The organism is Pseudomonas sp. IT-P74 (assembly GCF_949768175.1).
In the GTDB taxonomy this organism is placed as follows: Bacteria; Pseudomonadota; Gammaproteobacteria; order Pseudomonadales; family Pseudomonadaceae; genus Aquipseudomonas.
This window is the reverse complement of the sequence record NZ_CATKQD010000011.1, coordinates 386,827-399,899: the sequence shown is the minus strand read 5'-3', so window position 1 is coordinate 399,899 and position 13,073 is coordinate 386,827. Positions and strand designations below refer to the sequence as shown.

General features: G+C 63.2%; 10 protein-coding genes. 3 read left to right on the top strand and 7 right to left on the bottom strand.

All coding sequences use genetic code 11. The features are described from left to right. Window positions 1-14 precede the first annotated feature (14 nt). On the bottom strand, window positions 15-1,532 hold the full coding sequence (locus ACM6J5_RS10900) for a DUF1302 domain-containing protein (protein WP_414928483.1): 1,518 nt from the start codon (window positions 1,530-1,532) through the stop codon (window positions 15-17). A gap of 326 nt (window positions 1,533-1,858) precedes the next feature. Here ACM6J5_RS10900 and ACM6J5_RS10895 point away from each other — a divergent pair, with 326 nt between their 5' ends. Further along, entirely contained in the window at window positions 1,859-3,601 is a 1,743-nt protein-coding gene (locus ACM6J5_RS10895) for an FAD-binding protein (protein ID WP_414928482.1), read from the top strand. Further along, window positions 3,598-4,476 carry an SDR family NAD(P)-dependent oxidoreductase gene (locus tag ACM6J5_RS10890; RefSeq protein ID WP_414928481.1) on the top strand — a complete coding sequence of 293 codons (879 nt, stop codon included), beginning with the start codon at window positions 3,598-3,600 and terminating at the stop codon, window positions 4,474-4,476. Before ACM6J5_RS10895 ends, ACM6J5_RS10890 begins: the two co-directional genes overlap by 4 nt. A gap of 251 nt (window positions 4,477-4,727) precedes the next feature. Here ACM6J5_RS10890 and ACM6J5_RS10885 read toward each other — a convergent pair whose 3' ends face one another. The 6 genes from ACM6J5_RS10885 to ACM6J5_RS10860 all read right to left on the bottom strand — a co-directional run bounded on the left by ACM6J5_RS10885 (window position 4,728) and on the right by ACM6J5_RS10860 (window position 11,402). Continuing rightward, window positions 4,728-6,308: a FadD3 family acyl-CoA ligase gene (locus ACM6J5_RS10885; RefSeq protein ID WP_414928480.1), complete on the bottom strand. Its 1,581-nt coding sequence runs from the start codon at window positions 6,306-6,308 to the stop codon at window positions 4,728-4,730. A gap of 72 nt (window positions 6,309-6,380) precedes the next feature. Further along, on the bottom strand, window positions 6,381-7,127 hold the full coding sequence (locus ACM6J5_RS10880) for an SDR family NAD(P)-dependent oxidoreductase (RefSeq protein ID WP_095944341.1): 747 nt from the start codon (window positions 7,125-7,127) through the stop codon (window positions 6,381-6,383). Between the two features lie 231 nt (window positions 7,128-7,358). After that, window positions 7,359-8,441 carry a 2Fe-2S iron-sulfur cluster-binding protein gene (locus ACM6J5_RS10875; protein ID WP_414928479.1) on the bottom strand — a complete coding sequence of 361 codons (1,083 nt, stop codon included), beginning with the start codon at window positions 8,439-8,441 and terminating at the stop codon, window positions 7,359-7,361. A 13-nt stretch (window positions 8,442-8,454) separates the two neighbouring features. Next, window positions 8,455-9,210: a glucose 1-dehydrogenase gene (locus ACM6J5_RS10870; RefSeq protein WP_414928478.1), complete on the bottom strand. Its 756-nt coding sequence runs from the start codon at window positions 9,208-9,210 to the stop codon at window positions 8,455-8,457. Beyond that, window positions 9,198-10,877, bottom strand: a complete 1,680-nt coding sequence (locus ACM6J5_RS10865; protein ID WP_414928477.1) for an FAD-binding protein — start codon at window positions 10,875-10,877, stop codon at window positions 9,198-9,200. The genes ACM6J5_RS10870 and ACM6J5_RS10865 overlap by 13 nt, the downstream gene beginning before the upstream one ends. A gap of 9 nt (window positions 10,878-10,886) precedes the next feature. Further along, window positions 10,887-11,402, bottom strand: a complete 516-nt coding sequence (locus ACM6J5_RS10860) for a flavin reductase family protein (protein WP_057714069.1) — start codon at window positions 11,400-11,402, stop codon at window positions 10,887-10,889. A gap of 395 nt (window positions 11,403-11,797) precedes the next feature. Here ACM6J5_RS10860 and ACM6J5_RS10855 point away from each other — a divergent pair, with 395 nt between their 5' ends. Further along, a complete protein-coding gene (locus tag ACM6J5_RS10855; RefSeq protein WP_150673463.1) occupies window positions 11,798-12,982 on the top strand; it encodes a flavin-dependent monooxygenase in 1,185 nt (394 codons plus the stop codon). The last annotated feature ends 91 nt before the right edge of the window (window positions 12,983-13,073 follow it).

Here is a 13,073-nt window from a genome sequence, read left to right as displayed (position 1 = left end):
CTCCGACAGGGGAATCAGAACCGGTACTTGAAGTTGAGCGCGACGTTGTCGCGGTCGGCCAACGGGCTGTTGTTGGCGCTGCCGAGGTAGGCGTTGTAACGGGCCTCGACGGTGAAGTTGCCCAGGTAGCGCCACGAGCTGCCGATGCTGGCGCGGTTATCGTTCTGGCCGGCGTTGATAGAGCCGACCATCGAGCTGTCGCCGTGAGCGGCGGCGCTGAAGGTGACAGGCACCGACATGTCCCATCCGCTGAACACGTCGTTGTAGTCAAAGTTCGCCTGCACCGTGTAGCCCCAGGCATCGCGGTCGTAGACCAGGCTGTCGGTTCCCGGCAGCGCGAAGCCCGGCGCCAGGGTCACCGGCTGCGACTTGTCGTTGCTGACCACGGTGTTGTAGACCAGCTCGCCGGTCAGGCTGGTGTTGTCGGCGAAGGCGGTCGGGCCGAGCACGTAGATCATCGACGTTTGCGCTTGCACGGTCTTGCCACGCACGGGGCTGGAGAAACCGTTGTCGACCATCACCGGCGTGCCGTCGCGGTAGCTGACTTCACCGGCCCAACTGACGTCGCCCAGCACGGTGGCGAAGCTCGCGCCAAACAGGTCGATGTTGTCGAAGTAGCGCACCTGGTAGCGGCCCAGGTTCGTCGCGAAATCCAGCGACGGCGTCTTGTCGTGATAGCGCGAATAGAAGAGGCCGAACTCGGTGTTGTTCAGCGACTCGGCGGCGTAGGTGAAGGCCACACCGTACTGGCCGCTGTCGCTCGGCTTGTCGTCCTTCAGACGGGTGACAAAACCGGAGGCGTCGTTGAAACCGCCCTCGTCGATGAAGTCGGTGGTGGAGAAGTAGCTACCCACGCCGAACAGCTCGGTCTTTTCCCACTTGTATTGGTAGTAGGCCTGGATATCCAGGCTTTCGGTCAGGGCGAACTGGGTGAACAGCTGGCCGACCGGCAGCAGGATTTCCTTGACCTCGACGCCCGGGGTGGTCGCCTTGGTCGCGTCCACCGGGCTCTGGGCCGCGGAAATGCCCGGATAGAACAGGCTTTCACCCCAGCTCACCACCTGGTTGCCCAGGCGCGCGTTGAAGGCATGGCCGCCCAGGTCCCAGGTGCCATAGGCGTAGTAATCGAGCATGCGCAGTTCATTGCGGTGCTGGTCGATGGTGTCCTGGGAGAAGCGGTCAGGCTTGCTGCAATGGCCGCCGGCGAAGCAGTTGGAAGTGCCGGTGGTGTTGTCGTTGTCCTGATCGTAGACGTTGTCGTAGAAGCCCGTCGCCCGGACGAACACGCCGTAGTCGTCCTGCCACTTGATGTTGGCTTCGGTGAGAAAGCCACTGCGGTTGTTGATCAGGCTGCCTTTGTCGAACGCGTTGTCGCCGTCGTTGCCGTTGGCATTGGCAGTCAATTTGTGATCGCGAGACTCGGTCCGCCAGGCGAGGCTGTACGTCAGTGTGGTGTCCCAGTCGATGCTCAAGTCTTCGCTTGGCTGAAAGCTCATGGCGTTAACGTGAGCGCTAAGTCCACCAGCCAGCATCAATAGAACAAGCTGTGTGCGAGGGTGCTGTGTTGGTGGGGCGATTATTGTTTTTATCATGTCGTCCTCATGGCCCAGGTCAGACCTGCCCGACCTGCATTTCAGGGGGGTGATTGGTGCTGTGGGCGACTATGGAGTCACGACTTGCGCGCAACATCGTCCAAGCGGACTAAGCGATTTGTACGGGGCGGCCCCAGGCCTGGCCTTAGTCTTATCGGACGATGAACACCCGGCGCGCGCGGCGAACAATCCCGAGACCGACTGCACCGGGCGAAGATCCGGCGGTGGCGGTTTCTGCCTGATGGGCGCTGAACAAGGGTGATCGCATGAACGCTGCCGGGATCAAATGGGATGAGTGCTGTGATGTGTTGGTGATTGGCTCGGGAGCCGGGGGCATGACCGCTGCGCTGCGCGCCCACGACCTGGGCCTCAATGCGCTGCTGATCGAAAAGAGCGGCGAGTACGGCGGTACCTCGGCGGTGTCCGGCGGCGGCATCTGGATCCCCAACAACCACCGGATCAATGCGATCGGCGGCAGTGATTCGGCGGCCGAAGCGATTGCCTACATCCGCGCCGTGACCCATGGCGAGATCGATGACGGGCGCATCGAAGCCTATGTCGAGCACGGTCGGGAGATGGTCGAGTACCTGGAACAACACACCCGTGTGCGCTTCGAGGCGCAACCGCGCTACGCCGATTACTACCCGGAAGTCGAGGGCGGCAAACCGGGCTATCGCTCGATGGATCCGCAACCGTTCGATGCCGCCGAACTCGGCGAAGAATTCCTGCGCATGCGCGCACCGTCCCCCGGCACCCTGATGATGGGGCGCATGGCGATGACCATGAAAGAGGCGCAAGTGCTGTTGTGCCGTGGGCCCGGCTGGTTGCGCCTGACCCTGCGGGTGATGTGGCGCTACTGGCGTGATCGCGAAGGCCGACGCTTGTCCCGTCGCGACCGTTTCCTGACTTTGGGCAATGCCTTGATCGGCGCCTTGCGCTGTTCGTTGCTCGATCGCGGCAAGTCGCTGTGGCTCAACTGTGCGCTCGAAGAACTATTGCTGGTTGATGACCGGGTCGGCGGGGCGCGGGTCAATCGCAACGGTCAGTTGCTCAACGTCAAGGCGCGTTACGGGGTGATCATTGCCGCCGGTGGTTTCGAGCGTAACCAGGCGATGCGCGAGCAGTACCTGCCGCAGCCGTCCCAGGTGAACTGGAGCGCCACGCCGCCGAACAATACCGGCGACGGTATCCGCGCGGGTCAGGCCATTGGCGCACGAACCGCGTTGATGGAGCACAGCTGGTGGGCGCCGACCACTTACGTGCGCGGGGAAGAAAAACAGCGCGCCTTGTTCGTTGAACGTACGTTACCGGGGTGCGTGATGGTCAACGCGGCGGGGGAGCGTTTCGTCAACGAAGCCGCGCCCTATACCGATATCGTTTACGCGATGTACGCCAATAACCGCGAAGGTGCCGCGAGCGTGCCGTGCTGGATGGTGTTTGACGCCGAGTTCCGCCGCAAATACCCGTGCGGTGCGTTGCTGCCGGGCTATGCCCAGCGCGATTGGCAATTGCCCGAGCATTTGCGCGACTACTTCCAGAAGGCGTCGAGCCTGGAAGAACTGGCGACGAAAATCGGTGTCGACGCTGGCGGGCTGGTGCGCACCGTGCAGCGCTTCAATGGCATGGCGGTGCAGGGCGTCGACGAGGATTTCCACAAGGGCGAATCACTGTTCGACCGCTACTACGGCGACCCGAACGTGCAACCCAATCCGTGCCTGGCGCCTTTGCTCAAGGGACCGTTCTATGCCGTGCGCATCGACGCCGGCGACATCGGCACCAAGGGTGGCCTGCTGACCGACGTGCACGCCCGCGTGTTGCATGAAGACGGCGAACCGATCAACGGCCTGTACGCCATCGGCAACAGCGCCGCCTCAATGATGGGCCGCACCTATCCGGGCGCCGGTTCGACCATCGGCCCGGCCATGACTTTCGGTTACCTGGCCGCCAATCACATCAAACGCCAGAGCGAAACCGCGTCGGCGAAAACCTTGTTCGGGAGTGTCGAATGAACAACCAGCATCCACAGGTCGCCGTAGTGACCGGCGCCAGTCGCGGAGTCGGGCAGGGCATTGCCCTGGCCCTCGGGGCGGCGGGCATGACAGTGTATGTCACCGGTCGTGCTCCGGCGCAAGGCGGGTCGATTTTGTATGGGCATGCCTTGCGCGGCTCGTTGCAGGACACCGCCGCTGCGGTTACCGCTGCCGGTGGACGCGGTATCGCGGTGGTCTGTGACCACGCCGATGACGCGCAGGTTCAGGCACTGTTTGCCCGCGTTGAAGCAGAGAGCGGGCATCTGGATTTGCTGGTCAACAACGCCGCGTTCATCCATGACCGGTTGATCGAACCGGGGCCGTTCTGGGCCAAACCGCTGGAGCTGGTGCGCATTCTCGACGTCGGTCTGCGCTCGGCTTACATCGCCAGCTTCTACGCGGCACCGTTGTTGCTGAAAAGTGCCCAGGGGCTGATTTGCTTTACCTCGTCATTCGGTGCCGGGTGCTACATGCATGGCCCGGCGTACGGCGCGCAAAAGGCCGGGGTCGACAAGCTGGCGGCGGACATGGCGATCGATTTCGAAGGGCAGGGTGTGGCGGCGTTATCGCTGTGGCTCGGCCCGCAACTGACCGAACGCACGAAGATTGCCGGCGAGCAGCATGGCGAGCAGTACCAGGCGTTCCTGGCTCACGCTGAAACCCCACAGTTCAACGGGCGGGTGATTCATGCCTTGCTCAATGATCCACAGTTGATGGCGTTGTCCGGGCAGACCCTGATCACCGCCGAAATCGCCCCCGGCTACGGCATCAGTGAAGCCGAAGGCCGCCAGCCACCGTCCCACCGCGCCATGCTCGGCAACCCGCGCCAGCAGCATCCGGCGCGGGTGGTCTGAGCCGTCCAGTCATACACAAAAATCTGTAGGAGCGAGCCTGCTCGCGATGACGGCAGAACATTCAACATCTATGTTGACTGACCTGACGCTATCGCGAGCAAGCTCGATCCCACAGTTGATCTGTGTCGGACGCGAAATCTGTGTACACCCTCGAACATTGTAGGAGCGAGCCTGCTCGCGATGGTCTATCAGTTGCATTGATGTCGACTGACACACCATCGCGAGCAGGCTCGCTCCTACAGGGATTGCGTTTAGTCTGCGGGCTGCAGTGCCCACTCGCGCAACACATTCTTGGTCACTTTGCCCGCCGCATTGATCGGCATCTTCTGCAGCACCTGCACCCGGCGCGGAACCTTGTAGTTGGCCATCTGCTCGCGGCACCAGGCGAGGAACCGCGCCTGTTCGATTTCCACACCTGGTGCGGGCAGCAGGAACGCCATCGCCACTTCACCCATGCGCTCATCGGGAATGCCGATCACCGCTGCCTGGGCCACGCCCGGATAGGTCAGCAAGCACTGTTCGATCTCCGCCGGGTACACATTGAAGCCGCCGGTGATGAACATGTCCTTGAGGCGGTCGGTGATGCGCAGGTAACCCTGCTCGTCGAGCATGCCGATGTCGCCGGTGTGCAGCCAGCCGTCGGCGTCGAGAATTTCCTGGCTGGCTTCGGGGTTGTTCAGATAACCCTGCATCAGGTTGTAGCCGCGAATCTGCACTTCACCGGGAACGCTCGCCGGCTGGCTGCGACCGCTGCTGCCGACACAACGCACTTCAACTCCCGGCATCGCCCGGCCACTGGTGTTGGCGACCCGTTCCGCAGAGTCACCGGCGCGGCAGATCGTGGCGAAACCGCAGACTTCCGTCAGGCCATACGCGGTGACGATGGTGGCGAAGCCCAGTTCGTCGCGCATGCGGTGGATCATCTCCACGGGAATCGCCGCCGCCCCGGTCACTGCCACGCGCAAGGAACTCAGGTCGAATTCGTTGCGCTGCGGATGGGCCAGCAACGACTGATACAACGTCGGTGGCCCGGGCAACACGGTGATGCGTTCCCGTTGCACGCATTCGAGCACGGCCTGCACGTCGAACACTTGCTGCGGCAGCAGAGTGCAGCCACGCATCAACGCCGCCAGCCAACCGGCCTTGTAGCCGAAGGAGTGGAAGAACGGATTGACGATCAGGTAGCGATCGCTCTCGCGCAAGCCGACGATATCGCTCCAGTCACGCACGATGCGCAGGTTCTGGCCGTGGCTGGTCATCACGCCTTTGGGTTTGCCGGTGGTGCCGGAGGTGAACAGCACGTCGGACAAGGCCTGCGGGCCAACGCTCTGTTCGCGGGTACGCAGGGCCAGGTGCGGCACGTCGATCCCCAGGTCCATAAACCGTTCCCAGGCCAGGGTGCCTGAGTTGGCACCGCGTACGCTGACGATGTGGTGCAGCTCAGGCAGATCCTCGGACGCCAGCATGCCGGGATAGTCCGCACCAAGAAACTCGCCGATGGCAAACAGTACGCAGGTGCCGCTTTCTCGCAGGATGTAGCCGGCCTCGCTGCCTTTCATCCGGGTATTGAGCGGCACCAGGGCGGCGCCGACACTTTGCAGGGCACCGGCGGCGACAATCCATTCCCACACGTTGGGTGCCCAGACCGCCACGCGGTCCCCGACCTGTACGTCGAGGGCCAGCAGTGCGCGGGCAGCCTGGCGGCGCAGTTGGTCCAGTTGTCGGTAGCTGATGACGTGGCCCGCGTCCTCGATGGCCGGGCGATCGCCGTAGGCCTGGGCAGCGTTGGCGAACAGTTGAGCGATGGTCAGTGCGGTGGCGACAGGCGGCATGGGGCCTCCCCGGTTAGAAGACAGTTGCGAAAAAGGGAGTAGGCCGGGCAGGGCGCCCGGCCGGATAACGAATTACTGGGCGGGCGGGGCGAAACGGCGACCGGCGGAGAAACCACCGTCCACGGCGATCATCTGGCCGCTGACAAAGGACGCTTCGTCGGAGGCCAGGAACAGCGCGACGTTGGCCACTTCTTCCGGTTGCCCGGAGCGGCTGAGCATATGCTGCGAGGCGAAGAAGGCGTGGAACGCGTCGTTGTCACGGACCATGCTGGTCATCGGCGTTTCGATCAGGCCCGGGCACAAACCGTTGACGCGCACGTTGGCGTAGCCGTAGTCGATGGCCATCGAGCGGGTCAGTTGGTTGATGCCGCCCTTGGACACGTTGTAGGCCACGTTGCCGTCGCAGCCTTGCAGGCCGAAGATCGAACCGACGTTGATGATCGAGCCATTGCGTTGTTCAACCATCGACGCCAGCGCGTACTTGCTGGTGAGCATGCTGCCGGTCAGGTTGATGTCCATTACCCGTTGCCAGTTGGCGGTGGTGGTCTGGGTCACGCTGCCCTGGTCGGCGACGCCAGCGGCATTGACCAGTACGTCGATGCGTCCGAAGCGGTTGATGACTTCTTGCATGACCTGCTGCACCTGCGCTTCGTCGCGCACGTCCAGGGTCATGAACAGGCCGGGAAAGTCTGCCGGTGCGCTGCCGATGTCCAGCCCGACCACTTGCGCGCCTTCGGCCGCGAAACGGCGCACGCAGGCCAGACCGATCCCCGAAGCGCCGCCGGTGACCACCGCGACCTTATTCTGCAAACGAGCCATAACTGCACCTCTTTATTGTTGTGGGCTAATGCTGTGGCCGAGTCTAACCGCTGACCGGGCCTGGGTGATCGTCCAATGAGACTAAGCAACAGATCTCAAGACCGGCACATTTCAACTGTAGGAGCGAGCCTGCTCGCGAAAATCGCCCGGGCACCGCGGTCATTCAGACAGGGCGCGTTATCGTTGACGTCCATCGCGAGCAGGCTCGCTCCTACAGGGGGATTAGTATCTTCAATCGGGGAATTTCAGGTGTACCTTGGCGCCGGTTGGTCGGCTCTGGCAGGCCAGGGTCCAGCCGTCGGCCAGTTCCTTGGGCGTCAGCACATCGTTGCGCGCCAACTGAACCTCACCTTCCTTGACCACGCACATGCACGCGCCGCAGAAACCTTCTTCACAGGACGACGGCACATCCAGGCCGGCGGCCTTGCAACTTTGCAGCAGGGTGTCGCCCGGCTGGCAGGTAATTTCGTGTTGCTGGCCATCGAGTTCGACGATCAGCGCTTTGCACTGCGAACCCATCGCTGCCTCGCGGGCGAGGGCTTCTTCGGCCAATAGTTCGTCGGGGTCCGGCGGTGAGACGAAACGTTCGACATGGATCCGCTCGGCCGCTTCGCCCAGTGCCAGCAGCGCGCGCTCCACGGTGTCCATGAACGGTCCCGGCCCGCAGATGAAGTAGTCGCCGCCGGCCGACCCGCGCAGCAGATGACGGACCTGATGGTCCGTCAGGAAACCCTGCACCGAATCGAGGACGTGCACCACGTGCAGTTGATCAGGATGCGCCTTGATCAACCGGCACAGCTCGTCCTTGAAAATCACCGACGCTTCATCGCGGTTGGCGTAGATCAACTTGATCGGCCGCCGACTGCTGTGCAGCACCGACTTGAGAATCGAGAACACCGGGGTGATGCCCGAACCGCCCCCGAACAGGACCAGGGGCTTTTCGGTGTCCGCCTGCGGGTCCAGGCAGAAAAACCCGGCCGGTGGCAGTACTTCCAGCCAGTCGCCGACCTGCACTTCGTTCATCCAGTTCGACACCCGGCCGCCGTCGACCCGTTTCACCGTGACCTTGGGCAGCGCGTCCGCGAGGGGCGAGCTGGCCATGGAATAGCAACGGGTCAACAGTTTGCCGGCCAAGGGCACGCGAAAACTCAGGAACTGGCCCGGTTTGTAGCGAAAGCGCTCACGCAGGGTTGGCGGTACGTCCAGCACCAGCGAGCGCGCATCGGCGGTCTCGTCGATCACCGCGCACACTTGCAATGAGACACTTCCCGTCGTGTGTTCGGCCGGGGTCAGGTTCTGTTGTTGCGTGCCCATGTTCACCTCGACCTCAGAGCCCGCTGATCAGCTGGGCGTTGTCGACGCGGATCTCGGCACCGTTGACGAATCGCGACTCGTCGGCGGCGAGGAACAGCACCACGTTGGCAATGTCCCGTGGCGCGGCCATTCGGTTCATCGGGTCCTGGTCCAGCGCTTCCTGCGGGATCGGTTGACCACCGGCCAGGGCCTGGGTCATCGGCGTGTTCACGCCATCGGGGTGCACGCTGTTGCAGCGGATGCGGTAACCCTGTTGCTTGCAGTGCAAGGCGATGGAGCGGGTCATCGCCGCCACTGCGCCTTTGGACGCCGAGTAGGCACAGAACATCGGCATTGCGCCCAAGGCCGCCACCGACGACATGTTGATGATCGAGCCGCCGCCGGTTTCCTTCATGGCCTGGATCGCGTACTTGCAGCCGAGGAAGTAGCCTTCGCCGTTGATCTTCTGCACTTTCTGCCACAGTTCCAGCGTGGTGTCTTCGATGCTGCCCAGGGCCAGGATCGCGGCGTTGTTGACCAATACATCGAGACGGCCGAAGTGTTCGACGGTGGTCTTGACCACGTGTTGCCAATCGCTTTCGCTGGCGATGTCGTGGCGGATGAATAGCGCGTTGCTGCCGATCTCGGCGGCAACCTGACGGCCAGCCTCTTCGTTGAGATCGGTCAGCACCACTTTGGCGCCTTCGCGGGCCAGCAGCAGGGCGTCTTCGCGACCGATGCCGCTGGCGGCGCCGGTGATGATGCAGACTTTGCCTTCTACACGTTGCATTGTTGTTCTCCTGATCGTGCGGTTTGAAGTGCGAATTGGTCGGCCACGTGGGCGGCAGCCCGGCGACCGGAAAAGATGCAGTCGGCCAATGACAGGCCGGAGACATAAAGGTTGGACGCGACACCGACAGCGTTACGGCCGGCGCTGTAGAGACCGTTTATTGGCTGGCCGGCGTGGTCCAGCACCTGTCCGCTGGCCTCGCAGACCTTCAGCCCGCCGAGGGTGATGACCGGGCAGGGGAAGAGCTTGCTGTCGAAAGACAGGTCGAGGGCGTACCACGGACCCTGGTCGAGGTTGGCGAGCATCGCGGCGGACTTGCCGAACTCGTCGGCGACCTCACCGCGTGCTGCTCGGGAGTAGCGTTCGACACTTTGGCGCAGCAGTTCCGGCGGCAGGTTGCAGCGTTTGGCCAACCCGGCCAGGCTGTTGCTGCGCTTGGCGTTGAACAGCAGATTGAGCAGCACCGGCAGGCGCTGGAAATTCCAGACTTTGCCCGGGCCGACCTGGCGCAGCGCTTCGCGCACCAGCTCACGGTTGAGTACCAGAATGGCTCGGCCATCCTGCTCTTCGACCATGGCGTGGCCGAGGGTCGCGCCGTAGATTTCTTCGTTGGCGTAACGCTGTCCGCGGGCATTGACGATCAGCCCGCGGGCCCAGGCCAGTGGCGGGTTGATGAAACGCCAGGCGCTGACCTTGTCCATCCGCGCCACGCTGCCACCGGCGCTCTGGCCCAGGGCGATGCCGCTGCCATTGCACCCGGTGGCGCCCAGCGGCAGGCCGGCCAGGTATTGCGGCGCGTGTTGGCGCACCAGATCGCGATTGAAGATAAAGCCGCCGCTGCTCAGCAGCACTGCCTGTTCGGCGCGAATCAATTGCCGAATGGCGCTGCTCTGTTCGATGCGACGCTGCCGGGCGCGCAAGCGGTCGGCCAATGCCGGAGCGTACATATGAATGGCAGCGGTCCAGCGCGACAGGCGCGCATGTTGTTTGGCGGCGCGGCTGCCCGACGGCAGTTGCCAGGCTTCGACGCCGATGACCTTGTCGTCGAGGTCGAGCACCAGTCGCCGCACTTCGCACTGGCTGCGCAGGCGTGCGCCATGACGCAAGGCGCTGGCCTTGAGCGGGGCGAACAGGCTGGCGCCGGACATACCCGGGCCTTGGGTGCGGTGGCCACGGGGCGCCGGCCTGGCGCTGGCGGCATAGGCCGGCACGGCTTCGTTGCCGGAGAAATAGAGATAGTACTGGTCGCTCGGGTACGAGGTTTTATGCGGTGGCACGCTGGCCTCGAAGGCCGCGCCTTGTCGCTCCAGCCAGGCCAGTTGCTCGCGGCTGCCGTCGCAGAAGTGCTTTAGGGTTTCGCCGCTGACGGCTTCCCCGACTTCCTGACGCAGGTAATTGAACATGGCTTCACTGCTGTCTTCGTAGCCAGCCTGACGCTGATACGGCGTACCGCCGCCGGCATACACCACGCCACCGCTGAGTGCCGTGGCGCCGCCGCCTTCGAAGCGATCCAGTGCGAGCACCGACAAGCCGCGAGCGCTGGCTTCGATGGCGGCACAGGCGCCGGCACCGCCAAACCCGACGATCAGCAAGTCGCAGCGGTCGTCCCATGGCAACTGGTCGGCGCTGTTCACTCGCAACGCCGTCAACCGGTTCAGGCTGTCCATGTTCGGGCCTCAGCCAGCAGCAGCGAGAGAAGGTGCGGGTTTGGCGGTGGTGGTGTAGCTGCCGTCGAGGTAGACCAGCGGGGTGATTTCGGCGGTGGTGTGGATCTGCAGGATGCGCCCGATGAACACGGTGTGGGTGCCGTAGCTGAAGTGGCCGTCCTGGCGGCAGAGGATTGCCGACTGCGCATCACCCAGGTAAGGAATACCGCCGGGGCTGGTCAGCCAGTTGCCACGGTCGAAGCGCGCTTCGCCTTTGATTGCACCGCTGCACAGGTTGGCCAGGTCTTGTTGTTCGACGCCGAGGATGTTGACGCAGAAGTCGGCGCCGGTCGCCAGTGCGGCGTGGGGCGAGGCGGTCTTGTTGACGCAGATCAGCAGCGATGGCGGCTCGGTGCTCAGGGAGTCAACGGCCGTGGCGGCCATGGCGAAGCGTTCGGTGCCGTTGCTGGTGCTGATAATGGTGACTGACTTGGCCAGGCGGCGCATGGCCTGGAGCATGTCGGCTTTGAGATTGACGTCGTTCATCGCACTGGGCCTTTTTGTTGGTTGGGGAGTGCGATGGATTCTTGCGCTGACGTCTAGCGCAAACATCGTCCGAGGGGACTAGGCATCAGGCCATTTCAATGTTGAATGTGCCGGCCCCATCGCCAGCAGGCTGGCTCCCACAGGGTTGGTGGTTGTTCACTGATTTTGTGTACGACGCTAATCCCTGTGGGAGCCAGCCTGCTGGCGATGGCGGCCTGCCAACCAACACACCTCTTTCAGATGTACCCCAAGTAACTGTTGTCCCAAAACCACATGGTCCGTTTGAGGGATGCCCGCCGCGTTGCGCATTGTTTGAATGCCAGTGTAGGGGCGCTACACCCGCCCCGTTGCACGCGCGCCCCGGCGGATGGGGTGAACAAAGGAGAACAATAAAAATGCTCAACCAAGACCTGATTCGCCAGCGTCTGAGCCAACGTGCCCGCGAGTTGGTGCCGATCCTGCGTGAACGCGCCCTGAATGCCGCGCAAGCCGGGCAGTTGCCTGAAGAAACCCTGAAGGATTTCCAGGACGCCGGGTTCTTTCGCATCCTGCAACCGTCCCGTTGGGAAGGCTATGAGCTGGAGCCCAAGGATTTCTTCGACGTACAGATGACCCTTGCCGAAGGCTGCATGTCCTCGGCCTGGGTGCTGGGGGTGGTGGCGATCCACAACTGGCAACTGGCGTTGTTCGACGACCGCGCGGCCCAGGATGTCTGGGGTAGCGACTCCAGCGTGTTGATCTCCTCTTCCTATATGCCGGTGGGCAAGGTCGAGCGGGTCGAGGGTGGCTTCAAGTTGAGCGGTCGCTGGGGCTTTTCTTCCGGCAGCAAGCATTGCGACTGGGTGTTCCTCGGTGCGCTGGTGCCGCCGGCAGAGGCGGGCGGGGCGCCGGATTATCGGACGTTCCTGGTGCCGCGCAGCGACTACCAGATCCTCGACAACTGGAACGTCATGGGTCTGGAAGCCACCGGTTCCCACGACATTCTGGTGGAAGACGCCTTCGTTCCCGAGTACCGCACCCATCGCGCGTTCGACGGATTCATGCAGAACAGTCCGGGCAATGCGGTGAACACCGCACCGTTGTTCCGCCTGCCGTTCGGGCAGATTTTCGTGCGTGCGGTTTCGTCGTCGGCCATCGGTGCCCTGCAAGGCGCGGTGGATCAGTTTGTCGAGCACAACCGTGCCCGGGTCGGGGTCAATGACGGGCGCAAGATGGTCCAGGACCCGGCTGCGCAATCGGCGTTGGCCAATGCCATGGTCTGCGTCGACGAGTGCAAGACCGTGCTGCATCGCAACTTCGCCCTGATGCTGGAGCGCGCGCAGAAGGGTGAGCCGTTGAGCATGCCCGAGCGGGTGAAGATGCGATACGACTCGGCACTGGTGGCCGATAAGTGCGCCAAGACTGTGGGCGACCTGATGTTCAACAGCGGTGCTTCGACGATCTTCCGCAGCCATCCGATCAACCGTGCGTTCCGCGACATTCACACCGGTCGCGCCCACGTCGCCAACAGTCCGGCGAAGTACGCCTGGAACCTCGGCGGGGTCAGCATGGGTCAGGACAGCAGCGACTTTTTCCTCTGACAGTTACGCATGAATCAGCTAGTCCGTTTGCGTGATTCGAGCGCCCCGTCGATGCACGAGCATTGGCGGTAAGGCGAAGGTCTACGGCGCC

Excerpts from the sequence above, each read along its gene's own strand:
- ACM6J5_RS10900 (WP_414928483.1), bottom strand. The coding sequence starts at position 1,532 with ATGCTGGCTGGTGGACTTAGCGCTCACGTTAACGCCATGAGCTTTCAG.
- ACM6J5_RS10895 (WP_414928482.1), top strand. The coding sequence starts at position 1,859 with ATGAACGCTGCCGGGATCAAATGGGATGAGTGCTGTGATGTGTTGGTG.
- ACM6J5_RS10890 (WP_414928481.1), top strand. The coding sequence starts at position 3,598 with ATGAACAACCAGCATCCACAGGTCGCCGTAGTGACCGGCGCCAGTCGC.
- ACM6J5_RS10885 (WP_414928480.1), bottom strand. The coding sequence starts at position 6,308 with ATGCCGCCTGTCGCCACCGCACTGACCATCGCTCAACTGTTCGCCAAC.
- ACM6J5_RS10880 (WP_095944341.1), bottom strand. The coding sequence starts at position 7,127 with ATGGCTCGTTTGCAGAATAAGGTCGCGGTGGTCACCGGCGGCGCTTCG.
- ACM6J5_RS10875 (WP_414928479.1), bottom strand. The coding sequence starts at position 8,441 with ATGGGCACGCAACAACAGAACCTGACCCCGGCCGAACACACGACGGGA.
- ACM6J5_RS10870 (WP_414928478.1), bottom strand. The coding sequence starts at position 9,210 with ATGCAACGTGTAGAAGGCAAAGTCTGCATCATCACCGGCGCCGCCAGC.
- ACM6J5_RS10865 (WP_414928477.1), bottom strand. The coding sequence starts at position 10,877 with ATGGACAGCCTGAACCGGTTGACGGCGTTGCGAGTGAACAGCGCCGAC.
- ACM6J5_RS10860 (WP_057714069.1), bottom strand. The coding sequence starts at position 11,402 with ATGAACGACGTCAATCTCAAAGCCGACATGCTCCAGGCCATGCGCCGC.
- ACM6J5_RS10855 (WP_150673463.1), top strand. The coding sequence starts at position 11,798 with ATGCTCAACCAAGACCTGATTCGCCAGCGTCTGAGCCAACGTGCCCGC.